This window comes from Microbacterium suaedae (assembly GCF_003254645.1).
Lineage (GTDB): Bacteria > Actinomycetota > Actinomycetes > Actinomycetales > Microbacteriaceae > Microbacterium > Microbacterium suaedae.
The window spans coordinates 1,419,091-1,441,572 of the sequence record NZ_PNFD01000001.1 but is presented as its reverse complement, the minus strand read 5'-3'; the positions used below and the strand labels follow the sequence as shown (position 1 = coordinate 1,441,572).

Genomic DNA, 22,482 nt, shown 5'->3' with positions numbered 1-22,482 from the left:
ATGATGTCTCCTGTTCCGCGGGATCTCAGTAGGCGAACGCGAGGACGTCGTCGCGTCGGTCGTCGTCCGGCTCGTCGGGTGGAGCGAGTTCGGGCATGGCACTCGCGACGCCGCCGCGCACGTATTTGACGAGCAGGTACAGCTCGATGATGAGGAGCACGCCGTAGATCACCGTCAGGGAGATGACGGAGAACAGCATCTCTGCGGCCGTCACGCCCGGCGAGACGGCGGCCGCCGTGAACATGAACACGCCATCGATGCCCGACGGATCGGGGTTGGGAGCCACGACGAAGGGCTGACGGCCCATCTCGGTGAAGATCCAGCCCGCGATGTTCGCCGCGAAGGGCGCGAGGATGCCGAGCAGCGCGAGACGCATGATCGAAGGCGAACGCGGGACGGTTCCCTTTCGCGTGAGCCACAGGGCGATGACGGCGGCGCCCGCCACGATGCCGCCGAGGCCGATCATGAGCCGGAAGCCCCAGTACGTCACCCACATGACGGGCACGTACTCAACTTCGCTGCCGGCGCGCTCGCCGTACAGGGCGTCGTCGGGGATCGTCTCGCCGTACTGGTCGACGTACTCCGGCTCCAGGTCGTTGATCCCGGGCATCTCGGCGCCCCACTCGCCCGTTCCGAGGAAGCCCAGCACACCGGGCACCTCGATGAGCGTCACGACGTCGTCGCAGCTTCCGCCGGGGTCGCCGAGCGAGAGGACGGAGAAGTCTCCGCCGGTGTGGCAGGCCGCTTCCGCCGCGGCCATCTTCATCGGCTGCTGCTCGTACATGAGCTTGCCCTGCACGTCACCCGTGACGACGGTGCCGGCGAAGCCCAGGATGGCGACGACGGCGCCGAAGCGCAGCGACCAGATCCACACGCCGTGGTCGGTGCGATCGCGCCCGGGGGCGTCGGCCTCGCCGACGATGACGCGACCGGATTCGTCGACCGTGTCGATGCCGTCGTGGCGGCGGCGCCACAGGTGGTACCAGCTGATGCCGAGCAGGAACATGCCGGCGACGACGAGAGCGCCGAGGATGGTGTGCGTGAACGCGGCGATCGCGGTGTTGTTCGTGAGCACCGCCCAGACGTCGGTCATGACGGGGCGGCCGTCGTCTGCGAGCTCGACGCCGACGGGGTGCTGCATCCACGAGTTGGCGACGATGATGAAGTAGGCCGAGATCCACGATCCGATGACGGCGAACCAGAGCGCCATCAGGTGCAGGCTCTTGCGCAGGCGCCCCCAGCCGAAGATCCAGATGCCGAGGAACGTCGACTCGGCGAAGAAGGCGAGCAGGCCCTCGAGCGCGAGGGGAGCGCCGAAGACGTCGCCCACGAAGCGTGAGTACTCGCTCCAGGCCATGCCGAACTGGAACTCCTGCACGAGCCCCGTCGCGACGCCGACGATGAAGTTGATGAGGTAGAGCTTCCCCCAGAACTTCGTCGCGCGCAGGAACTTCTCGTTCCCCGTGCGGACCCACGCTGTCTGGAGGATCACGACCGTCATGCCGAGGCCCAGCGTGAGCGGGACCATGAGGAAGTGGTAGACGGTCGTGATGCCGAACTGCCAACGGGCGATGTCGAGGACGTCCACGAGCGTCTCCTTGATGTCGTCGAACCTGCGTCTCATAGGCAGTGTAGGGGAAGATTTCTACAATGAGTAGAAGTTCTTCGACACAGAGTAGAGATTGCTCGACAGGCTGTAGAATGACTGGATTCTGCGGTATGGGACAAGGGAGATCGGTTGGGAAGTCTGGGAGATCTGGAGCGCGGCGTCATGGACGTTCTGTGGGACGCGGACGACGCGCTCACGGCGTACGACATCAAGGACGCCATCGAGGCCCAGCGCGGCCGAGAGATGGCGGCCACGACCGTGCTCACCGTGCTCTCCCGGCTTGAAAAGAAGGGTCTCGTTTCCTCCGATAAGTCGATGCGCCCGCACCGATACCACGCCGTCGCGACCCGGGCCGAGCACCAGGCCGAGCTCATGCACGAGGTGCTCGGCGGCGCGGGCGACCGCACGGCGGTGCTCGCCCGATTCGTGGGCGGCGTCTCTGAAGAGGAGGCCGCATACCTCCGGCGGCTCCTCGGCCGCGCGAGCGTCGGATCCGACTGACCTGGCCGGCGCGGGCGTCGGAGAGATTGGGTGTCGCGGGCGCCGGATCCCCGGAGTACCGCGGCCCGTCAAGGCGGCTCAGCGCGTGGATCCGACGCCGGCGCGGTCGTGCTCGAATGGCTCCGACATCGGCGCCGCGTAGGCTCGATTCATGTCCTATCCGGCGCTGATTGCGGCCGTCGGCCTCGCCGCCGTCTCGGTCGTTCTCGCATGGCCGGCGCCGATCATGCTGTCGCGCGCGGCTTGGCCCGCGCGCGCCCCCGCGCGGGCTCTGCTGCTCTGGCAGGTGATCGCGCTGGCGGGAGGACTGTCGATGGTCGGCGCGCTCTGGCTGCTGGGCGACGCGTTCTTCCCTGGGCACCCGTGGGTCGCCGGGATCCCCGCCGCGATCCTCGCCCTGTATCTCGTGGGGCACCTCGTCGTGACGGTCGTGCAGTTCGAGCGCCAGCGCCGTCGGCACCTCCAGCTGCTTCTGCTGCTGAGTCAGCCCGATCCCACGCGCAAGCGCACGCTCGTGCTCGACGATCAGGCGCCCGTCGCCTACTGTCTGCCGCGCGGGATCGGATCCGTCACCGTGCTCTCGAAGGGGCTCTTCGAGGCTCTCGATGAGGACGAGCTCGCAGCTGTCATCGCCCACGAGCGAGCGCACGTCGAGCAGCGCCACGAGGTCCTGCTCGTGGCGTTCAAGGCGTGGCGGGCCGCCCTTCCGTGGTTTCCCATCGCGGCGCGCGCCGAGAGTGAGGTCGAGGCGCTCGTGGAGCTGCTGGCCGACGACCAGGCGCGCCGCACTCAGCCCGACGATGTGCTCGCGCGCGCGATCCTGCAGGTCGGGCGGGTGCAGGAGACGGGGGGATCGAGCAGCCGCAATCGCGCGGTGGATCGGTTCCGGCGGCTGTCGGGGTGAGGAGTCCACAAGTCTCCGCCGAGTCCGCAGCTAATAGCTGCTGACTCGGCGGAGACTTGTGGATATCGAGGACCGCTCGTCGCGTCTGTAGTCTGTTAACGGACAACGGGAGGATCCATGGTGGCAGTACAACGGACCGTGCCGCTCGGAACGCAGGTGGCGGCGATCCTGCGCACGCGCATCGTGCGTGGCGAGCTCGCGCCCGGCGAACGCCTCACGGAGGAGGCCCTCGCCGACGAGTTCGGCGTGAGTCGCGGCCCCGTGCGCGATGCCGTGACGCAGCTGAGCTACGAGCGGCTCGTCGAGGTGCAGAAGCCTCGGGGGATCTATGTCACGGGCCTCACAGACGACGACGTCGAGCAGCTCTACAGCCTGCGCGGCGCCCTCGAGCAGCTGGCGATGAAGAGGGCGATGATGGTGACCGATGATGCGCGCTGGGCTCCGGCCCTCGCCGATGTCGAGCGGATGGCGCGGGCGGCAGACGACGGCGATCACGCCGCCTTCCTTGCGGCCGATATGCGTTTCCACGACCTGCTGTACGAGCTCGCCGACCACCCACGGCTGCGCGCCGCGTGGCAGCAGTACGCGCTGACGTGGGAAGCGCTGCTGCAGGTGACCGTCAACCACGACCGGGATCTCCACGAGTCGGCCGACGCCCACCGGCGGCTGTACGAGGTGATGCGGGCGGGCGATCCGGTCATCGCGGCGGCGGAGCTGCAGGGCCATCTCGCCGGGGCCGAGAAGCGCATGCGCCTGGAGCTCGACGCTCGCTCCTGAGGTCTGCGAGTCGGGCCCTCACGCTCCGCGAAAGCACACGGATTCCGCGCGAGTGCACGGTGTCCCGTGCCTCAGGCGCACGGCGTGTGTGACTGCGGATCGGACCCGTCGTTGACTGTTAACAGTAAACGTGGTGGAATGACCTGACCCGACAACAGCGTCGGGTTCACCTCGAAGAGGAGTGAAGATGCCCCGCACTCGAAACATCCGTCTCTCGGCCGCCGCATCGGCTGCGGCCGTCGTCGCCGTCGGCGGTCTCGCCGCGTGCACGCCCGTGGAAAGCGAGGAGGGTGGCGATGCCGCCTTCCCGCAGGACGACATCCGCCTGATCATCCAGGCCGACGCGGGCGGCGGATCCGATCTGTCGTCGCGCGCCCTCGCGACCGAGCTCGAGAGCACGCTCGGCGTGAGCGTGATCCCCGAGAACATGCCCGGCGCGGCCGGCGCCCTCGCGATGGAGTACGTCGCCGAACAGCCCGCCGACGGGTACACGATCGGCTTCGGCCCCGTCGAGATCGCCATGCTCAACACGACGCAGGGCGCCGATGTGCTGCCCGAGAACTACGACATGCTCGGGCAGATCATGCTCGCGCCCGGCGTCATCGCGGTCTCTGCATCGAGCGACATCGAGACGCTCGAGGATCTCGTCGAGCAGTCGAAGAGCGGCGAGGTCACCGTTGCGACCGCGGGCGCCGGATCCATCTGGGAGGCCGCCGCGCTCGGATTCGCCGAGCAGGCGGACGCCGCGCTCACCCCCGTCGCGTACGACGGAGGCGCGCCCGCCGTGAGCGCCGCCGCCTCGGGCGAGACCGTCGCAAGCGTCTCGGGCCTCGGTGAGGCCCTCGCGCAGTCCGACGCCGTGCGGATCCTCGGGATCATGCACGACGAGCGGCACCCCGACGCCGAGGACGTGCCGACGATCTCCGAGGCTCTCGGTGTCGACGTCGAGTTCGGCGGCTGGGGCGGCATCTACGCGCCCGCCGGCCTGCCCGACGACGTGCACGCGACGCTCGAAGACGCCATCGCGCAGGCGGTCGAGAGCGACAGCTACCAGCAGTTCCAGGACGACGCCGGCAACCTCGTCGTCTACCGCGACGCGGAAGAGCACACCGCATTCGTCGACGAGCAGTTCGCGCTGTTCGAGGAGCTCCTCGGCTGATGAGCCCCGCGCAGCGCGATGCGGACGCGTCGCTCACGACGGATCCGCCGGTGACGGGCGAGGCCGATCCGCCTCGCCCGTCGAAGGCGCTCGAGCTCGCCTTCGCGGGCGCGCTCCTCGCCTTCTTCGCCGGATACCTCGCGCTCGCGACCCAGATCGACCTGCGCAGCGAGGCGTCGTCGGGCGCGATCGACGCCCGGACCTGGCCGGTGGTGCTGGGTGCCACGGGCGTCGCGGTCGGCGTCGTGCAGCTCGTGGTCGCCCTGACGCGTCCGGCGCCGGCGCGCGCCGACCTCGCGAGCATCTCGCGCGGCGGGCCGGTGCGCGTGATCGCGACCGTCTGCGTCACCGCCGTTTTCATCGCGCTGTGGTCGCTCGGCTCGGTCATCGCCTTCGGGTACCGCATCGAGGTGTTCCCGATTGCGACCGCGGTCTACATGGCCGCCCTCATGCTCCTGTTCGGCCAGCGCCGCATCGTCGGCCTCGTCGTCTACCCGATCGCCCTCACCGCGTTCGTCTACGTGGTGTTCGGCCTGGCCCTGAGGATCCCCCTGTGACCCCCGTGCTCGACGGGCTCGGCGCGCTTCTCGACGTGTCGGTGGCCCTGTACATGCTCGCGGGCCTCGTGCTCGGCTTCCTCGTCGGCGCGTTCCCCGGCATCACGGCGACCATGGTCGTCGCGCTCGCCGCGGGATTCACGATGACGCTCGAACCCGTGCAGGGCCTCGCGATCCTGCTGACGATCTACGTCGCCGCGAACTTCGGCGACCGCGTCCCGGCGATCCTCGTGAACACCCCCGGCACGCCCGCATCGATCGCGACGACGCTCGACGGGTATCCGATGGCGAAGCAGGGGCGGGCCGGGCTCGCGCTGACGCTGTCGGCGATCGTGTCGGCCGTCGGGATCCTCGCGTCGGTCGTCGTGTTCTCGGCTCTCGCGGTGCCCGTCGCGACCTTCGCGCGCAACTACTTCCGTTCGCCCGAGCTGTTCGCCCTCGTCCTCTTCGGCATCGCGATCATGATCGGCATCTCGTCGAAGTCGATGCTCAAGGGGATCCTCGCGGGACTCATCGGGCTCGCGCTCGGCACGGTCGGCACCTATGCTCCGACCGCCGATCAGCGCTTCACGTTCGGGCTGCTCGAGCTCGTCGAGGGTCTCAACTTCATCGCCGTCATCATCGGGCTGTTCGGCATCGCCGAGCTGTTCGACCAGCTCCTGACCCATCGGAGCGCCTCGTCGCGGCCGATCTCGGCCCTCGGCCGATGGTGGCCCACGCGGCGCGAGCTGCGTCAGACCGGACGGGCGGTCGGCGTGGCCGGCGGCGTCGGTCTGGGTGTCGGGCTCATCCCCGCCGCGGGCGGCGACATCGCGGGCCTCGTCGGCTGGGAGCGGGCGCGGGCCGTCTCGAAGAATCCCGAGGAGTTCGGGAAGGGATCTGTCGAAGGCGTCGCCGCATCCGATACCGCCTCGAGCGCGACGCTCGGCGGATCCCTCACCACGACGCTCGCACTCGGGATCCCCGGCGACTCGGTCATGGCCGTCATGATCGGATCCCTCATCATCTGGGGGATCACGCCCGGACCGGATCTGTTCGTCTCGCGCCCCGAGCTCGTCGCGTCCATCGCGGGGATCATGATCGTCGCGACCCTGCTCGCCCTCGCCATGAGCCTCGTGCGCATGAAGGGCATGGTGAAGCTGCTCGACGTTCCCCAGCCGTATCTCTGGAGCGGGATCCTCGTCTTCTGCATCATCGGCACGTACGCGACGACGAACAGCGTCGCGACCGTGATCCAGATGCTCGTGTTCGGTGTCGTCGGGCTCGCGTTCAAGCGGCTCGAGATTCCCGCCGGACCCGTCGTGCTCGGGCTGCTGCTCGGCCCTCTTGCGGAGGAGAACCTCGCGCGCACGCTCGCGATCCTCCCGACCAAGCCGTTCTTCGAGACCGTCAGCCCCATCGCCCTCGTCCTCGCGGCGCTCGCCGTGGCGTCGGTCGTCGCGCCCGCGATCCGCAATGCGCGCCGGCCGCGCGATCGGCGCGCATCCTTCGCCGAGTCGGTTCTCGACGACGACACCCTCGCCGACGTCGAGCGCGCGCACGCCGATCTGCGCGCGCAGCCCGACATGCTCACCGCCACCATCCGCACGGAAGACCGCCCGCGATCGCGCGGGAAGAAAGAGAAGCCCCAGTGACTCGCCGCGACATCCTCACCGCGATCCCCACCTCATTCCACGCCGACGGATCCCTGGATCCCGATGGCAATCGCGCCATCTTCGACCACGTCGCCGCCTCCGGCAACGAGGGGGCCTTCGTTCTCGGCACGACGGGCGAGTTCCCCGCGGTCGACGATGACGAGTTCCGCGCCGTTGTCGCCCAGGCGATGGAGGCCGTCGCGCCCCGCATGCGCGCCGTGATCCACGTGGGCGCACCGAGCACCTTCGAGGCGCGCCGGCGCGTGCGCATCGCGAAGGAGCTCGGCGCGCGCGAGTTCGCCGCCGTCACCCCGTACTACCTGCCTGCGAGCGACGACGCGATGCTCGCGTACTTCTCGGGCATCGCCGAGGAGCTCGATGGCGGCGAGCTGTTCGTCTACATTTTCCCCGCTCGCACGGGCAATCCGGTCAGCCCCGAGCTGCTCGCGCGCCTCGCCGAGATCCCCGGCGTCATCGGGCTCAAGGCGAGCGAGCTGTCGCTCGACGAGATCGCCGCCTATCGGGCGGTCGTCTCGGACGACTTCCTCATCTACACGGGCGCGGACCGGGATCTCGTCGCGGCGGGCGAGGTCGGGGCGCAGGGCGTGGTCTCGGGTGTCTCGTCGGTTCTGCCGGGGCCGTTCCGCGCCCTCGCGCGAGCCGCGGACTCCGGCGACGCCGAGGCCCTCGCGCGGGCGCAGGCCGACGTCGACGACGTGGTGCGCGTCATCGGCGGCGACATGCCGCGGATGAAGGCGGCGCTGCGCCTGCTCGGCGTGCCCGCGCAGTTCAGCCGGATGGCCCTCGACGAGCCCGATGAGCGGGCGCTCGGCGAGATCGCGCGGGTCGTCGCGGCGTACCGCTGATAACTCGGCCGCCGGGCGACGGTGCGCGTGTCACGCGGTCGCGTCCTCGGATCCGCCGGCCGCCGTCGCCTCGAAAACCGCGGCCGCCTCGTCGCTCGCCTCGCAGACGAGGGCCTCGCGCAGCACCGCGGGGTTGGCCGTGAGGTGCCGGACGCCCGCATCCCGCAGATCGACGAGATCCTGCGGCGAGCGGATGCTCGCGGCGAGCACGTCGGTGTCCGAGCCCGCGCACTGGCTCTGCATCGCCGCGATGGTCGCGAGACCGTCGTGACCGGCATCGCGGAGGCGCCCCAGATAGGGCGCGATGTAGCGGATCCCCGCCGCGGCGGCCGCGAGCGCCTGCGGTACGGCGTAGACGGCGGTGAGGAGTACGGAGTTCCCCTCATGCGCGAGGCGCGCGGCGACCGGGAACCCCGTCGCCGTCGCGGGCACCTTCACGACGGCGCGGGGGCCGAGCGCGAGGATCTCGCGGGCGCGCTTCTCGAGCGTCGCCTCGTCGGCGCCCCAGGCCTGGAAGAAGATCTCGTCGGCGCCCTGCGTGCTCCAGGTGTCGTAGAGATCGGGGATGTGGGCACCCGTGCGGCCCGCGCGTTCGAGGATCGTGGGGTTCGTCGTGACGCCGTGGATGAGCTTGCCCGCGAGAAGGGGGGCGATCTCGTCGACGACGGCGGAATCGGCGTACAGGCGCGGCGCTGCGGTCATGTGCGTCCTCTCGGGTGGCGCCGACGGCCCTCGTCGGCGAAGTCTGATGTCCGATATTGTAATGACAAGTTTGGCGCCTCGGTGACGAGGCGCACGCGACAGGAGGCGACACCATGGCGCACCACGCCATCCCGGACCGGACCGACGTGATCGTCGTCGGCAGCATGACGGCCGATGTCACGACGTTCTCGGAGCGCGTGCCAGAGCGCGGCGAGACGATCCTCGGTGACGAGTTCACCCTGGTGCTCGGCGGCAAGGGGGCGAACCAGGCAATCGCCGCGGGCCGTGCGGGCGCGCCATCGCACATGGTGGGCTGCGTCGGAGACGACCTCTTCCGCGACACCGTCCGTGCGGGGCTCGACGCGGCCGGCGTCGGCACCGACTTCGTCCGCGAGGTGGCGGGCGCGGGGACGGGGATCGCCCACATCCGCGTGGACGCGGCGGGCGAGAACGACATCGTCATGGTGCCGCGGGCGAACGCAGAGCTCGGAGAGGCCGACATCGACCGCGCGTTCGACGCCCTCGGCGCTCGGTGCACCGTCATGCTCACGCAGCTCGAGACGCCGCATAGGCTCACGCGTCATGCCGTCCGACGCGCCGCAGAAGCGGGCGTGACGGTCGTGCTCGACCCCGCGCCCGCGCACCCGCTCGACGACGACATCTGGCGCCACGTCGACTTCGTCACGCCGAACGAGACCGAGGCGAAGCTGCTCACGGGCATCGAGGTGTCGGGCCGCGACGACGCCGTCGCGGCGGGGCGGTGGTTCACGGATCGCGGCGCGGGGTGCGCGCTCGTGACGCTCGCGGGAGACGGGGCGGTGGCCGTCACGGCCGACGACGCGGTGTTCTTCGAGCCGATCCGCGTGGAGGTCGTCGACACGACCGCGGCGGGCGATGCCTTCGCCGGGTGCCTCGCGGCTGGGCTCGCGGAGGGGCGGGACCGCGATGAGGCGATTCGGCGGGCAATCGCGGCTGGTGCGCTCGCCGTAACGAAGGCGGGAGCATCGCCGAGTATCCCGGCGCGCGATGAGATCGACGCCGTCCTCGGCCAGGGGGAGGCCCGGTGACGCCGCGGGCCCTCGATCGGCAGTCGCCCCATCCGATGTACCACCAGCTCAAGCATCGGCTGCTCGAGCTGATCGAGGAAGACGGGCTGGCGCCGGGCGATCTTCTGCCGGGGGAGCACCGCATGTGCGAGATGTACGACGTCTCGCGGACGGTCGTCCGCCAGGCCCTCGCGCAGCTCGAGCATGAGGGCGTCGTCTCCCGCGTTCGGGGGAAGGGGACGTTCGTCGCGCCGCAGAAGGTTGCGGAGGCGCTCGTGCACACGCTGCACGGGCTCCACGAAGACATGACGGCGCGGGGAGCGGACGTCACGAGCAGGGTCTTCCGGCAGCGCATCGAGTCGGCATCCGATGAGGTCGCCGACGCGCTCGGCATCGCGCCGGGGGAGCCGGTCGTCGTGATCGAGCGCCTCCGTTTCGTGGACGGCGAGCCGTGGTCGCTGTCCACGACCTGGATGCCCGAGTGGGCGGGCGAATCGGCCCTGGCCGTCGATCTTCGCCGGCGCTCGCTGTACGGAGTCCTCGCGGAAAGCGGGATTCACGCGGTGCGGGGTGTGCGCTCTGCGGAGGCGACCGTGGCGGATCCGGAGAAGGCGAAGCTGCTCGATGTCGCCGTCGGCGGTCCGCTTCTCGTGCTGCGCAGCGTCGGCTTCGACGAGGACGAGCGGGCGATCGAGTTCTTCGTCGCCTACCATCGCGGCGACCGCAGCCGCTTCGAGTTCCAGCTGCGCGCGGCCGATGAGTCGGTGGCGAAGCTGCGCCACACGGGGGTCGAGGGGGACTGATCGTCCGGATTGTCTCAACTTGTAATTACAACTAAGCTTGCGTGTGCCGAGCCGGTCCGACGAGGGAGCGGCCTGTCGCACGAGGAGCAACGACGTGACCGAGTTTCAGACACCCCCGATCGACCCGTTCGCGATCCGCTTCGACGCGGAATCCGCGACCCTCTCCCCGGAGGGGCCGACGCTCGTGCGACGGATGAGTGACCTCGAGGGCCTCTTCGCCGACGCCGATGCGTGGCGCGCGGCTGTCGCGGACGGCGATCCCATCGTCTACAGCGTGCAGAGCTCGCCCGTCCCCGAGGCCGATCGCGAGCTCCCGCAGTCGATCACGACGATCCAGCCCGGCACGACCGCCGGGGAGCTGTGGATGACGAAGGGTCACCAGCATCCCGATCACCAGGGTGAGATCTACCTCGGGATCTCCGGAACGGGCGGCCTGCTCATGCACGACGGCGAGCGGACCGAGTGGCTCGACATCGAGCCCGGGACAATCGGCTACATCCCGCCGGGGTGGGCGCATCGTTCGATCAACACGGGCGACGAGGCCTATCGCTTCCTCGCGGTGTATCCGGGTGGGGCGGGCCACGACTACGGCTGGGTGCTCGAGCACGGCATGGGCCGGCGTGCTTATGCCGGAGCCGCGGGCGTCGAGCTGCGACCCTTCGGGGGCTGAGCCGTGCTCATCGCACACGATCTCGGCACGACGGGCGACAAGGCGTCGCTGCACGACGAGACGGGGCGGTTGATCGCCTCGACGACCGCGTCCTATCCGGCGCGATTCGCCGCCGGTGGCGCAGCCGAGCAGGATCCCGCCGACTGGCAGCGCGCGGTCGTCGACGCGACGCGGCGGCTCCTCGCGCAGACCGGCGTCGATCCCGCGACCGTGACGGGCCTCGTCGTCAGCGGGCAGATGATGGGCGCCGTTCTGCTCGACGCCGACTACCGGCCCGTGCGCCCCGCGATCATCTGGGCCGACACGCGCGCGGTCGCGCAGACCTCTCAGCTCGTCGCGCGCGTCGGAGAAGAGAGCGCATACCGGGTGACCGGGCACCGCCTCAATCCCACCTACACGCTCGAGAAGCTGATGTGGGTGCGCGACAACGAGCCGGACGTCTGGGCGCGCGTGCGCCACGCCTGCGTCGCGAAGGACGTCGTCGTGCACTGGCTCACCGGGCGGCTCGCCACCGAACGCAGCGACGCCAGCGCGACGAACGCGTACGACCAGCAGGCGGGGCGCTGGTCCGACGAGATGCTGCAGGCGGCCGGGGTGGATCCGCGGATCCTCCCGGAGATCGTCGAGTCGACCGACGTCGTCGGGACGCTGACCGAGGAGGCGGCGTCCGCCACGGGCCTCCCGCGGGGGACGCGTGTCGTCATGGGCGGAGGCGACGGGCCGATGGCCGCCGTCGGCGCCGGGGTGGTCGCACCGGAGGACGGCGCGTATGTGTGCCTCGGGACCTCGTCGTGGGTCTCGGTCGCCACCGCGGCGCCCGTTCTCGACCCGCAGATGCGCACCTTCACGTTCAATCACATCGTCCCGGGGATGTTCGCGCCGACCGCGACGATGCAGGCGGCGGGGGCTTCCGTGCAGTGGCTGAGCGAGATCCTCTCCGGAGGCGAGGACGGCGCATCGCTGGACCGGCTCGTGCGGGAGGCGGATGGGGCCGAGGCGGCGCAGGGCGGACTCTTCTTCCTCCCCTTCCTGCTCGGGGAGCGATCGCCTCGCTGGGATCCGCACGCGCGCGGCGCGTTTCTCGGAATCGAACGCCACCACACGCGCGCCCACATGATGCGCGCCGTTCTCGAAGGCGTCTCGTACAACCTCCTGCAGTGCATCGACGCGTTCCGCGAGTGCGGCGTCGCGATCGACCGGATCGATGCCGTCGGCGGCGGGGCGCAGAGCGACGCCTGGCTGCAGATCATGGCGGACATGTGGGGCGTGACGGTGCGCCGCCGCACGATCGTCGAAGAAGCCAACAGCTTGGGCGCTGCCATCACCGGGGCCGTCGGCCTGGGGCTGGTCGACGGATTCGGCGCCGCGCGGGAGCTGTCGGAGGTCACCGCCGAGTTCGCGCCCGACCCCTCGCGCACGGCGGTCTACCGCGAGCGGCTCCCCCTGTTCGACGAGGCCTATGCGAGCCTCGCGCCCTGGTTCCGTCGTTCGGCGGAGGCGCGCGCATGAGCGGCGTCATCCTCGCCACGAGCCGATCGTTCTCGGACGGCGACATCGACCTCCTCGGTCGACTCGATTCCGAGGGGTACGAGGTCGTGCGCGGGCCGAGCGGGCACGAACTCGACGATCTCGCGGACGTCCTGCCGCGTGTCGACGCATGGATCGCCGGGACCGGGCCTGTCACAGCAGCCCACATGGATCTCGCGCCCAGGCTGCGCGTGATCGCGCGGTACGGCGTGGGCGTCGAATCTGTCGACCTCGACGCCGCACGTGCGCGCGGCATCGCCGTGACGAACACGCCGGGCGCGAACAGCGACGCCGTCGCCGATCACGCCGTCGGCCTCATGCTCGCGGCGCTGCGCTCGGTCGCCGAAGGCGATCGCCGCGTGCGGCAGGGCGATTGGCGCATCGTTCGGGGCCGTCAGCTCGCGAGCCTCACGGTCGGCATCGTCGGATTCGGGCGCATCGGACAGGGCGTCGCGCAGCGACTGGGGGGCTTTGCCCCGCGGATCCTCGCCGCCGATCCCTTCCTCGACGAAGACGTCGCGGCCCGGCTGGGCGCCGCACCCGCGACGATCGAAGACGTGTGGGGCGCATGCGATCTCATCACCCTCCACGCCCCGGGCGGGGAGACCCTCGTGACCGAGGCCGCTCTCGCCGCTGCGCGGCCGGGCTGCGTCCTGATCAATACGGCGCGCGCCGATCTCGTCGACGAGGCGGCGCTCGCCGCGGCGCTGCGTGAGGGCCGTGTCGGCGCGTACGCGGCAGACTCCCTGGCGGGAGACACCCGCGGCGGATCCTCGCCGCTTCTCGCGGACGATCTCGCGGAGCGGGTGACGATCACCCCGCATTTCGGCGCCCAGACGGTCGAGGCCGTCGACAACATGGGGGCCGGCGCCGTCGAGAACGCGCTCGCCGTGCTGGCCGGGCGGACGCCTCCGAACCCCGTCGTCCCCGTCCCCGACGCGTGCGGAGAGGTCTCATGACGGATCCGCAGACACTCGACCGCGTGAAAGAGGCGGGCGTGTTCGCGGTGCTCCGCGCGCCGTCGGCCGGATGCGCGATCGACGCGATCGCGGCGCTCGTCCGCGGTGGCATCACCGGAATCGAGGTCACCTACTCGACACCCGACGCGCCTCGCGTGATCCGTGAGGCGGCTGCGCGGCACGGATCCGAGATCGTCCTCGGCGCCGGAACCGTCACGACGGAGGAGGAGGCCGAGCGGGCGGCGGAGGCCGGGGCCGAGTTCCTCGTCTCACCGGGAACTCGGCCGGCGGTCGCGCGGGCGATGCGCGGCACCGGCTGCGTCACGATGACGGGCGCTCTCACGCCGAGCGAGGTGATGGAGGCGACCGAGCTGGGCGTCGACATCGTGAAGATCTTCCCCGCCTCTCTGGGCGGCCCGTCGTTCGTGAAGGCGCTGCGCGGGCCCTTCCCCGATGTGTCGATCATGCCGACCGGCGGGGTCACGGCGGACAACCTGGCCGACTGGTTCGCGGCGGGCGCCGTGGCCGTCGGCGCGGGCGGCGATCTGTGCTCGCCCGCCGCGCTCGCGACGGGGCGCTTCGATGAGGTGGAGAGCGCCGCACGTGCGTATCGTGCCGCGCTCGACGCCGTGAGAGGAGAATCGGCATGAGCCGAATGACATTCATCGGCGTCTCGACGGGGGCGTCGTCCATCATGGGGATCTTCCCGCGCTGGGCCGAGGCGCTCGGCCTCGACGATGCGACGCTCGGCGGCGAGGATCTTCCCCTCGATGCGAGCGCGCAGCAGTATCGGGCGACCGTCGCTGCGCTGCGTGACGACCCGGACCGCGTGGGAGCTCTTGTCACGACGCACAAGATGGCTCTCTATGACGCCTGCCACGACCTCTTCGACGAACTCGACGACTTCGCCCGCGCCTGCGGGGAGATCTCGAGCATCGCGAAGCGCGACGGGCGGCTGCTGGGCCACGCGAAGGATCCGATCACGGCGCGTCTCGCGCTCGAGGAGTTCTTCCCCGCGGATGGCTTCGGCGGGGATCGCGATGCCGTCGTTCTCGGCGCCGGGGGAGCGGGAACCGCCCTCACCTGGTGCCTCGCCGAGCGCGAGGACCGGCCGCGACGTGTCGTCGTGACCGACACGAGCCCCGAGCGGCTCTCCCACCTCTCGGCCGTGCACGAGCGCCGTGGCACCCCGCGAGACCTCCTCGATCTGCGCCTCGCCGACGCCGCGGTGACGCACGAGGTGCTCGCGGAGGCGGCCGGCGGATCCCTCGTCGTGAACGCGACCGGTCTCGGCAAGGACCGCCCGGGATCCCCGCTTCCCGATGACGTGCTGTTCCCCGAGGGCGCGCGGGTGTGGGAATTCAACTACCGCGGGACGCTCGAGTTCCTCGCCCAGGCACGCGCGCAGCAGGATGCGCGCGGGCTCGATGTCGTGGACGGGTGGCGCTACTTCATTCACGGCTGGACGCAGGTGATCGCCGAGGTCTACGGCATCCCGATGCCGGCCCAGGCCGTCGAGCGACTCGCGCGGCTGGCGGAACGATGACGTCGGTGCGCACGGTCCTCGGTGACATCCCGGCGGATGCGCTCGGGCCGACGAATGCGCACGAGCACCTCTTTCAGGTGAGCCCCCTGCTCCCCGGCGACGAGATCGACGATCCGGCGCGGAGCGCCGAGGAGGCCGCTTCGCTGCGCGACAGCGGTTTCGCCGCCATGATCGACGCGACGCCGATCGGACTCGGCCGGCGGCCGGCTGAACTCGCGGCGATCTCCGAGCGGACCGACCTGACCGTTGTCGCCGCGACGGGGATCCACCGCGAGGCGCACTACGCGGAGGGCCACCCCCTGCGCGCGGCCTCGAGCGACGAGCGCGCGGCGCTGTTCCTCCGCGATCTGCAGGATGGGTGCCCGTCGTCGGATGCCGCCGCGGCCGAGCCGGCGCGATCGCCCGGCGGGGATCCGGTGCGCGCGGGGATCGTGAAGACGGGGATCGGGTACTGGTCGATCAGTGCGTTCGAGCGCTCGACGCTCGAGGCCGCGGCGCGCGCCCACGCCGAGACGGGCGCGCCGATCATGGTGCACCTCGAGTTCTGCACGGCCGCCCACGAGGTGCTCGATCTGCTGGGCGGCCTCGGCGTCGCCGCCGAGCGGATCCTGCTCGCACACGCCGACCGGGATCCGGATCCGGCGCTGCACATCGAACTCATGGCGCGCGGCGCGTGGCTCGGCTACGACGGCATGGCCCGCCCGCGCACGCGCAGCGACGACGAGCTCGTCACCCTGACGGAGCGCGTCGCGGCCGCGGGCGGCGATCGGATCCTGCTCGGCGGCGACGTCGCGCGCGCGACCCGCTACGTCGCCTATGGCGGCATGCCGGGCCTCGCGTACCTCGGGCGGCGCTACCTGCCGCGCCTCGCCGCCCGCATCGGCGACGAGCTCGTCGCGCGCTTCACGACGGACAATCCGCGCGCGCTGCTGGCGTTCTGAGCGCACACAGGAAAGCGGCCCCGCGAATCTCGCGGGGCCGCTTTGTTCATCCGATCATTCGTAGAGCTACGTGTTCTTCGCATGGATGAACACATTCGCGTCGAGAAGGTAGGTCATGACAGGCCGAGATGCCGCGCGTACTCGTCGATCTGGGTCGCACTGCGGAGGCCGAGAAGACGAAAGGCCTCGGTGTAGCTGACGTCGCCTCCCCGCACATCGGCGATGACGGCGCGCGAGAGTCGCTCGCCGCTGCGATACGGCAAATTGCGGTAGAAGTCGCCACCGCTCCGCGTCGCACGCTCAGCTTGTGCGCGATCGACGACGTCGAGTTCAAGCTCGCCGTAGACCTCGTTGAATCCCGTACTGCCTATGAGCTGGAGTTCGCGGAGGCGCAGAAGGATCACGAGCGGCGAGCACTGATAGCGGGCGCTCAGGCGCTTCGCCTCCTCAGCGGGCGCCTCGACAGGGACGAAGTGGGCGCGGAGGTCGGCGGCAGGGACGAGCGCCTCGGCTGCGAATGCGTTGCACCAAGCCTCGGCGCCTCCCCGACCGTGGTGACACGGGTCTGCGTTGTCGAGCGCAGTCTCGGCGCGCAGGATATGGCCGAGCTCGTGCAGGAAGGTGAAGAACTGCCCTGCGAGAGAGTCGTCGTGGGTATTCACGAAGATCAATGGCGCGATGTCGTCGTAGAGAGCGAATCCCCGAAACTCAGATCGATCAAGCGGCCGATGGCTGTTGTGTCCGACCATGCTGGTCATCACCACAAGGCCGCCGAGAGCCTCGAACGACGTGCGGATCCGACGGCGAAGTTCGCCGCGAGACGCAGCGCCGCGATCTTCTACCGTGAATGCGAGGGCACGAGTTGCGTCACGGGCTGCGGCTATGACATCCGCCGTGTCGATGCGCGGCAGCCGTGCGGGCCCGAACCCTTCGCGTTTGGCGTGAGAGACGAACCAATCCTGTCGGACGATGCTCAGGTGGATTGCATCGCGCAGCTCTGTGCTCGGATCCTGCGCATCGCCCTCGACGCCGAGACGAAAATCGGTGAGCGGGATCTCGAACTCGGGTGGCGCGGGGAGGAAAAGCGTGCCGAACGGGACGTGGGCATAGTTCGCGATCTGCTCGGCCTGCCGAACGGTTGGCCCACCCCGACCGTCCACCCAGTCCTGCCAATGCGTGAACCGTGCGGTCAACGACGAATCAGCCTGTTGCGCACGTTCTTCGGCCCAACGGAGAACTGTGGGTGCGACGGCAAGCTGGCTGCTCACGGTGATTCCTGTCTGGAAGCGGTGGTGATGAGTTTACGGTCAGAGGCTTGTTCAGGTGGTCCGATCGGATCACCGAAAGGGCCTCGCGTGGAAGCGGTGCGGAATGACTAGGCCATTACACCTGGGACCACTGACAAACCTCGCACCCGGGCGACCATCGGCTGGCGTATCGCGGGTCGAAGTCTCGATTGAGACCTCCCGCCTTCGACTGTGGCATCGCCGTCGGCGCCTGCAAGACGAGCGCACACAGGAAAGCGGCCCCGCGAATCTCGCGGGGCCGCTTTGTTCATCCGATCATTCGTAGAGCATCGCCTGGATCTCGTCGGACTCCACGTTCTCGGCGTCGTACCAGTACGAGCCGGTGTCGATGTAGTCGTCGATCGACTCGCCGTTGATCACGTCGACCGCGGCCTGGACGACCTTCGCGCCGATCGCGCGGGGGTCCTGCGTGATCGCGCCGGCCATCGTGCCGGCCTTGATCGCGTTGATCTGGGCCGCACCCGAGTCGAAGCCGATGATCGTGAGGTCATCACCCGTGAGACCGAGCTCGTTCGCGGCGTTGACGACGCCGATCGCCGAGCCCTCGTTGGTGCCGTAGAGGCCCTTGAGGTCGGGATGGGCGTTGATCATGGCCTTCGCGATGTCGGCCGACTTGAGGTGGTCGCCGTCGCCGTACTGAATGTCGACGACCTCGATGTCGGGGTACTCGTCCTCCAGCTGGTTCACGAAGCCGTCGCGGCGCTCGACGCCCGTCGAGTTGATCTGGCTGTGGCCGATGACGCCGACCTTGCCCTCGCCGCCGATGAGCTCGGCCATGTGGTCGGCCGCCAGAGCACCGGCCGCCACGCCGTCTGTCGCGGCGAGCGTCAGCGCGTAGTCGCTGTTGCACGGCGCATCGAACTGCACCACGGGGATCCCGGCCGACTCGGCGTCCTCGTACAGGGGGATGCACGCCTCGGGGTCGAGGGCGGCGTACGCGATCGCGTCGGGCTCGCGGTCGATCGCTGTCTGCAGCATGTTGAGCTGGTCGTCGACCTGCGTCTCGGACGCGGGGCCCTCGAACGTGATCTCGACGCCGAGCTCGTCTGCCTTCTCCTGGGCGCCGTCGTTGACGGCCTGCCAGAACTGGTGCTGGAAGCCCTTCGACACCATCGCGACATAGGTCGCGTCGCTGTCGGGAACCTCGTTGTCACCGCCGCCGGCGGATCCGCCATCGCCCGAGCAGGCGCTCAGGGCGAGCGCGGCTGTGGCGGCCAGCGAGAAGGCAGCTGTGCGCTTCGTGAACTTCTTCATAGGGAGAACTCCGTTGTCTCGTGCCGGTTCCCAGCCGGCGTTCGGGTGCAGGGAAGGGAAGGGATCAGGTGTCAGCTGCGTTTGTTGCGCAGCGAGTCGACGAAGACGGCGACGAGGATGACGATGCCCGTCGCGACGGTCTGCCATTCGGTCTGGATCGACATGATGCGCAGGCCGTTGAGGAGGACGGACATGATGAGCGCGCCGATGAGGGTGCCGACGATCGACCCGCGTCCGCCCAGCAGCGACGTGCCGCCGATGATGACCGCCGCGATCGCCTGCAGCTCGTATCCCATGCCGAGCTGCGGCTGCGCCGAGTCGAGACGCGAGGCGAGCACGACGCCGGCGATGCCCGTGAAGGCGCCGGCGAACACGTAGATCGCGATCTTCCATCGGCGCGTGTTGATGCCCGAGAGGCGGGTCGCCTCCTCGTTGGATCCGATCGCGTAGGTGAAGCGGCCCATGAGGGTCTTCGACAGGATGATGATCGCGATGCCCGCGACGACGAGCATGATCAGCACGGCGTTGGGCAGCCCCGGGATCATCTCGCCCAGGGCGATCTGCTTGAACGACGGCGTGCCGCTGAAGTAGATCGGGGCGACGCCCGAGATGACGAGAGCGAGGCCCTGCGCGATCATCATCATCGCGAGAGTGGCGATGAAGGGCGGCAGTCCGAGGATGGCGACGCCCGTGCCGTTGATGAGGCCGATGAGTGCGCCGGTTGCGACGCCGCCGAGGACGCCGAGCCAGATCGGCAATCCCATGTTCGTGACGAAGACGCCGGTCATCACGGCGCACAGGGTCATCCCGGTGCCGATCGAGAGGTCGATGCCGCCCGTGATGATCACAAAGGTCGTGCCGAGTGCGAGGATCCCGACGACGGCGGTCGAGAGCAGGACGCCGGAGATGTTCGTCCAGGTGAAGAAGTTCGGGCTCGCGATCGCGAAGAACAGCACGAGCGCGATCAGCGTGCCGAACGCGAGCGACTGCTGGACGGACCGTTTGAGGAAGCCGACGAAGCCACCCGACGCGGGCTTGTCCTCCGCGATCGCCGTGTTGATCACCGTCGTGGTGCGGGGCTCGGTGTTCATCAGGCGGCCTGCCCTTCGCTCGCACTGTCCATCGTGCAGTACTCCATGATCTTCTCCTGGCTGGCTTCCTCGTTGTCGAGGACGCCGGTGACGCGTCCGTTCGCCATCGCGACGATGCGATGCGAGAGCCGGAGCACTTCGGGGAGCTCCGACGAGATGACGATGATCGCCTTGCCCTCGGCGGCAAGGGAGTGGAGGAGCGCGTAGATCTCCTCCTTCGCGCCGACGTCGATGCCGCGCGTGGGCTCATCGAAGATCAGCACATCGCAGTCGCGGGCGAGCCACTTCGCGATGACGACCTTCTGCTGATTGCCGCCGGAGAGCAGCTTCACGGTCTGACCGATCGACGGCGTCTTCACGCGGAGGTCTTTGACGTAGCGCTTGGTGACATCGCGGCCCCGGCCATCGCGCATCCATCCGATGCCGTTCGCGTAGCTGCGCATCGACGCGAGCATCGTGTTGAAGGCGACGTCCTGCTCGAGCATGAGACCGAACTGCTTTCGGTCTTCGGACAGGTAGCCGATGCCGTTCTTCACCGCGTCGGCGGGCTGCGAGATGCGGACGGCGCGCCCATGCACCTCGATGTGCCCCGACGTGCGGTGGTCTGCCCCGATCAGCGCGCGTGCCGTCTCGGTGCGGCCGGCGCCCATAAGGCCTGCGAAGCCGAGGATCTCGCCGCGGTGGACCTCGAATGAGACATCCTTCAGGAGAGAGCGCGTGCTGAGGCCGGTGACGCGGAGCGCGACTTCTTCGCGGGCGACATCGGTCGACTTAGGGCGCGCGCCCTCGCCGACGTGGCGGCCGACCATCATCTCGATGATCCGCGGGATCGAGATCTCGCTGCGGTCGAGGTCGCCGACGTGCTCGCCGTCGCGGAGGACGGTGACGCGGTCGGCGAGCCGCTGCAGCTCCTCCATGCGGTGCGAGATGTAGACGATCCCCGTCCCTCGCGCCTTGAGATCGGCGATGAGGCGGAACAGCGTCTCGACCTCGGAGTCGGTCAGAGCCGACGTGGGCTCGTCCATGATGAGCACGCGGGCGTCGTATGAGAGAGCCTTTGCGATCTCGACCATCTGCTGCTGGCCGACGGTGAGGTCGCCGACGAGCTGTGAGGGAGCGAGCGCGATTCCGAGCTCGCGGAGGAGATCGGATGTCTTCGCGTTGAGCGCCCGCTCCGAGAGGAAGGGGCCGACGCGCGGCTCTCGTCCGATGAAGATGTTCTGCGCGACCGTGAGATCCGAGGCGAGGTTCATCTCCTGATGGATGATGCTGATCCCCAGATCCTGCGCTTCCGCGGGGTTCGCGATCTCGACGGGGCGCCCGTCGACGCGGATCGTCCCCTCATCTCGGGCGTAGATCCCGGACAGGATCTTCATGAGCGTCGACTTGCCGGCACCGTTCTCGCCGACGAGCACGAGGACCTCGCCGGCGCGGAGATGGAACCGGACGTCGTGCAGTGCGCGCACGCCGGGGAAGCTCTTGCTGATCCCCTCGACGTCGAGGAGTGGTGCTGTCACGGTGTACCTGCTTCTTCGGGGTGTCGTGAGTGTTTCGGGCGGCGTCGCTCGAAACATCTGATGTAAGCGCATCTCAGAGTAGCGCCCACGTCAAGTTGTCACCTAATGTATCTTCATGGTCCGACAATCGGAAGTCCGACCATGTCGCGATCTGATCTCGATTCGATCGCGAGGCTGAAATCGATTACATCGACTCCATGGTCGACGATGAGCAGAGGAACGTCAATGAAGATCGGCGCACATGCCCAGGTATTCACGGGAAGACTTGACGCGAAGGGGATCGAGGCGGCGATCGACGCGACTCGTCGTGCCGGCTTCGACATCGTCGAGTTCCCGCTTATGGATCCGAAGAACTTCGACGCGACCCTTGCGGCGCGTCTGCTCGCGGCGCGCGGAATCGAGGCGACAGCGTCGCTCGGTCTCACAGCCGCCACCGATCTGACGAGCCCGGATCCGGCGGCCCGGCGCGCCGGTGAGGAGATGCTCGGGGAGTGCATCGACATCGTGCACGCGATGGGGGGATCGCACCTCACGGGCGTGATCTACAGCGCGATGCAGAAGTACATGGCGCCGTCCACGCCGGAAGGAGTGGGGAACGCGGCCGTTGCGCTGCACCGTCTCGGCGATCGCGCGGCGGCGAAGGGAGTGCGGCTCGGCCTCGAGATCGTCAATCGATACGAATCGAACGTCGTGAACACGGCACGCGCGGGGCTCGAACTCCTGCGGGCGATCGATCACGAGGCCGTCTCGCTGCACCTCGACACGTATCACATGAACATCGAGGAGACGGATCTCTGGCAGCCCGTCCTCGACGCGGGGGACGACCTCGGATACGTGCACATCGGCGAGAGTCACCGCGGCTATCTCGGCAGCGGCACGGTCGACTTCGACGCCTTCTTCGGTGCACTCGCCCGCACGGCGTACGACGGGCCCGTGGTCTTCGAGTCGTTCTCGTCGGCGATCGTCAGTGCCGAGCTCAGCAACACCCTGGGGGTCTGGCGCGATCTGTGGGACGACTCGGACGACCTCGCGGCGCACGCGAACGCTTTCATCCGGGGTCGGATCCGCTCCGTCGAGACGACGAGCCTGCACTGAGCGGCTCCGGATCGGCG

The 22,482-nt window shown here is 69.3% G+C and carries 23 protein-coding genes; 17 read left to right on the top strand and 6 right to left on the bottom strand.

The genetic code is table 11. The annotated features are described in order from the left end of the window. Window positions 1-25: 25 nt before the first annotated feature. Complete coding sequence (locus tag C0012_RS06425) at window positions 26-1,588, bottom strand: cytochrome ubiquinol oxidase subunit I (protein WP_110590278.1); 1,563 nt, start codon at window positions 1,586-1,588, stop codon at window positions 26-28. Window positions 1,589-1,738: 150 nt separating this feature from the next. On the opposite strand from C0012_RS06425, the gene C0012_RS06420 reads away from it, so the two are divergent. The 7 genes from C0012_RS06420 to C0012_RS06390 all read left to right on the top strand — a co-directional run bounded on the left by C0012_RS06420 (window position 1,739) and on the right by C0012_RS06390 (window position 8,007). Next, on the top strand, window positions 1,739-2,110 hold the full coding sequence (locus tag C0012_RS06420; protein WP_110590255.1) for a BlaI/MecI/CopY family transcriptional regulator: 372 nt from the start codon (window positions 1,739-1,741) through the stop codon (window positions 2,108-2,110). A 151-nt stretch (window positions 2,111-2,261) separates the two neighbouring features. Next, window positions 2,262-3,014 carry a M56 family metallopeptidase gene (locus C0012_RS06415; RefSeq protein WP_110590254.1) on the top strand — a complete coding sequence of 251 codons (753 nt, stop codon included), beginning with the start codon at window positions 2,262-2,264 and terminating at the stop codon, window positions 3,012-3,014. Between the two features lie 120 nt (window positions 3,015-3,134). After that, window positions 3,135-3,791, top strand: a complete 657-nt coding sequence (locus C0012_RS06410) for a GntR family transcriptional regulator (RefSeq protein WP_232527789.1) — start codon at window positions 3,135-3,137, stop codon at window positions 3,789-3,791. Window positions 3,792-3,978: 187 nt separating this feature from the next. Next, window positions 3,979-4,950: a tripartite tricarboxylate transporter substrate binding protein gene (locus C0012_RS06405; protein ID WP_110590252.1), complete on the top strand. Its 972-nt coding sequence runs from the start codon at window positions 3,979-3,981 to the stop codon at window positions 4,948-4,950. Beyond that, window positions 4,950-5,507: a tripartite tricarboxylate transporter TctB family protein gene (locus C0012_RS06400; RefSeq protein WP_110590251.1), complete on the top strand. Its 558-nt coding sequence runs from the start codon at window positions 4,950-4,952 to the stop codon at window positions 5,505-5,507. Before C0012_RS06405 ends, C0012_RS06400 begins: the two co-directional genes overlap by 1 nt. Continuing rightward, window positions 5,504-7,141 carry a tripartite tricarboxylate transporter permease gene (locus C0012_RS06395; protein WP_110590250.1) on the top strand — a complete coding sequence of 546 codons (1,638 nt, stop codon included), beginning with the start codon at window positions 5,504-5,506 and terminating at the stop codon, window positions 7,139-7,141. Before C0012_RS06400 ends, C0012_RS06395 begins: the two co-directional genes overlap by 4 nt. Continuing rightward, window positions 7,138-8,007 (top strand): dihydrodipicolinate synthase family protein, encoded by an 870-nt coding sequence (locus C0012_RS06390; protein ID WP_110590249.1) that lies wholly within the window; start codon window positions 7,138-7,140, stop codon window positions 8,005-8,007. Before C0012_RS06395 ends, C0012_RS06390 begins: the two co-directional genes overlap by 4 nt. 30 nt (window positions 8,008-8,037) lie before the next feature. Here the strand turns inward: C0012_RS06390 and C0012_RS06385 are convergent, their stop codons facing one another. After that, a complete protein-coding gene (locus C0012_RS06385) occupies window positions 8,038-8,709 on the bottom strand; it encodes a transaldolase family protein (RefSeq protein ID WP_110590248.1) in 672 nt (223 codons plus the stop codon). Window positions 8,710-8,822: 113 nt separating this feature from the next. Between C0012_RS06385 and rbsK the strand changes: the two genes are divergently transcribed. The 8 genes from rbsK to C0012_RS06345 all read left to right on the top strand — a co-directional run bounded on the left by rbsK (window position 8,823) and on the right by C0012_RS06345 (window position 16,201). After that, complete coding sequence (gene rbsK / locus C0012_RS06380; RefSeq protein ID WP_110590247.1) at window positions 8,823-9,776, top strand: ribokinase; 954 nt, start codon at window positions 8,823-8,825, stop codon at window positions 9,774-9,776. Next, window positions 9,773-10,558, top strand: a complete 786-nt coding sequence (locus tag C0012_RS06375; RefSeq protein WP_232527788.1) for a GntR family transcriptional regulator — start codon at window positions 9,773-9,775, stop codon at window positions 10,556-10,558. Before rbsK ends, C0012_RS06375 begins: the two co-directional genes overlap by 4 nt. Window positions 10,559-10,652: 94 nt before the next feature. Then, a complete protein-coding gene (locus tag C0012_RS06370) occupies window positions 10,653-11,228 on the top strand; it encodes a glucose-6-phosphate isomerase family protein (protein WP_110590246.1) in 576 nt (191 codons plus the stop codon). A 3-nt stretch (window positions 11,229-11,231) separates the two neighbouring features. Then, a complete protein-coding gene (gene xylB / locus C0012_RS06365; protein WP_110590245.1) occupies window positions 11,232-12,737 on the top strand; it encodes a xylulokinase in 1,506 nt (501 codons plus the stop codon). After that, window positions 12,734-13,714, top strand: coding sequence for an NAD(P)-dependent oxidoreductase (locus C0012_RS06360; protein WP_110590244.1), 981 nt, complete (start codon window positions 12,734-12,736; stop codon window positions 13,712-13,714). The genes xylB and C0012_RS06360 overlap by 4 nt, the downstream gene beginning before the upstream one ends. Continuing rightward, window positions 13,711-14,364: a bifunctional 4-hydroxy-2-oxoglutarate aldolase/2-dehydro-3-deoxy-phosphogluconate aldolase gene (locus tag C0012_RS06355; protein ID WP_110590243.1), complete on the top strand. Its 654-nt coding sequence runs from the start codon at window positions 13,711-13,713 to the stop codon at window positions 14,362-14,364. Before C0012_RS06360 ends, C0012_RS06355 begins: the two co-directional genes overlap by 4 nt. Then, window positions 14,361-15,260: a shikimate dehydrogenase family protein gene (locus C0012_RS06350; RefSeq protein ID WP_110590242.1), complete on the top strand. Its 900-nt coding sequence runs from the start codon at window positions 14,361-14,363 to the stop codon at window positions 15,258-15,260. Before C0012_RS06355 ends, C0012_RS06350 begins: the two co-directional genes overlap by 4 nt. Next, window positions 15,257-16,201, top strand: coding sequence for a phosphotriesterase family protein (locus tag C0012_RS06345; protein ID WP_110590241.1), 945 nt, complete (start codon window positions 15,257-15,259; stop codon window positions 16,199-16,201). Before C0012_RS06350 ends, C0012_RS06345 begins: the two co-directional genes overlap by 4 nt. Before the next feature lie 113 nt (window positions 16,202-16,314). Here C0012_RS06345 and C0012_RS15415 read toward each other — a convergent pair whose 3' ends face one another. Next, window positions 16,315-16,863: an ImmA/IrrE family metallo-endopeptidase gene (locus C0012_RS15415; protein WP_232527787.1), complete on the bottom strand. Its 549-nt coding sequence runs from the start codon at window positions 16,861-16,863 to the stop codon at window positions 16,315-16,317. Between C0012_RS15415 and C0012_RS15410 the strand changes: the two genes are divergently transcribed. Then, on the top strand, window positions 16,852-17,580 hold the full coding sequence (locus tag C0012_RS15410; RefSeq protein ID WP_162621942.1) for a hypothetical protein: 729 nt from the start codon (window positions 16,852-16,854) through the stop codon (window positions 17,578-17,580). The two genes, C0012_RS15415 and C0012_RS15410, sit on opposite strands and share 12 nt — an antisense overlap. A gap of 183 nt (window positions 17,581-17,763) precedes the next feature. On the opposite strand, the gene C0012_RS06335 is transcribed toward C0012_RS15410, so the two are convergent. The 3 genes from C0012_RS06335 to C0012_RS06325 all read right to left on the bottom strand — a co-directional run bounded on the left by C0012_RS06335 (window position 17,764) and on the right by C0012_RS06325 (window position 21,370). Further along, entirely contained in the window at window positions 17,764-18,762 is a 999-nt protein-coding gene (locus tag C0012_RS06335) for an ABC transporter substrate-binding protein (RefSeq protein ID WP_110590239.1), read from the bottom strand. Between the two features lie 71 nt (window positions 18,763-18,833). Further along, complete coding sequence (locus C0012_RS06330) at window positions 18,834-19,853, bottom strand: ABC transporter permease (RefSeq protein ID WP_110590238.1); 1,020 nt, start codon at window positions 19,851-19,853, stop codon at window positions 18,834-18,836. Further along, window positions 19,853-21,370 (bottom strand): sugar ABC transporter ATP-binding protein, encoded by a 1,518-nt coding sequence (locus C0012_RS06325; RefSeq protein ID WP_110590237.1) that lies wholly within the window; start codon window positions 21,368-21,370, stop codon window positions 19,853-19,855. Before C0012_RS06325 ends, C0012_RS06330 begins: the two co-directional genes overlap by 1 nt. A 225-nt stretch (window positions 21,371-21,595) precedes the next feature. On the opposite strand from C0012_RS06325, the gene C0012_RS06320 reads away from it, so the two are divergent. Beyond that, window positions 21,596-22,465: a sugar phosphate isomerase/epimerase family protein gene (locus tag C0012_RS06320; protein ID WP_110590236.1), complete on the top strand. Its 870-nt coding sequence runs from the start codon at window positions 21,596-21,598 to the stop codon at window positions 22,463-22,465. The last annotated feature ends 17 nt before the right edge of the window (window positions 22,466-22,482 follow it).

Excerpts from the sequence above, each read along its gene's own strand:
- C0012_RS06415 (WP_110590254.1), top strand. The coding sequence starts at position 2,262 with ATGTCCTATCCGGCGCTGATTGCGGCCGTCGGCCTCGCCGCCGTCTCG.
- C0012_RS06405 (WP_110590252.1), top strand. The coding sequence starts at position 3,979 with ATGCCCCGCACTCGAAACATCCGTCTCTCGGCCGCCGCATCGGCTGCG.
- C0012_RS06400 (WP_110590251.1), top strand. The coding sequence starts at position 4,950 with ATGAGCCCCGCGCAGCGCGATGCGGACGCGTCGCTCACGACGGATCCG.
- C0012_RS06385 (WP_110590248.1), bottom strand. The coding sequence starts at position 8,709 with ATGACCGCAGCGCCGCGCCTGTACGCCGATTCCGCCGTCGTCGACGAG.
- rbsK (WP_110590247.1), top strand. The coding sequence starts at position 8,823 with ATGGCGCACCACGCCATCCCGGACCGGACCGACGTGATCGTCGTCGGC.
- C0012_RS06360 (WP_110590244.1), top strand. The coding sequence starts at position 12,734 with ATGAGCGGCGTCATCCTCGCCACGAGCCGATCGTTCTCGGACGGCGAC.
- C0012_RS06355 (WP_110590243.1), top strand. The coding sequence starts at position 13,711 with ATGACGGATCCGCAGACACTCGACCGCGTGAAAGAGGCGGGCGTGTTC.
- C0012_RS06350 (WP_110590242.1), top strand. The coding sequence starts at position 14,361 with ATGAGCCGAATGACATTCATCGGCGTCTCGACGGGGGCGTCGTCCATC.
- C0012_RS06345 (WP_110590241.1), top strand. The coding sequence starts at position 15,257 with ATGACGTCGGTGCGCACGGTCCTCGGTGACATCCCGGCGGATGCGCTC.
- C0012_RS06335 (WP_110590239.1), bottom strand. The coding sequence starts at position 18,762 with ATGAAGAAGTTCACGAAGCGCACAGCTGCCTTCTCGCTGGCCGCCACA.
- C0012_RS06330 (WP_110590238.1), bottom strand. The coding sequence starts at position 19,853 with ATGAACACCGAGCCCCGCACCACGACGGTGATCAACACGGCGATCGCG.
- C0012_RS06320 (WP_110590236.1), top strand. The coding sequence starts at position 21,596 with ATGAAGATCGGCGCACATGCCCAGGTATTCACGGGAAGACTTGACGCG.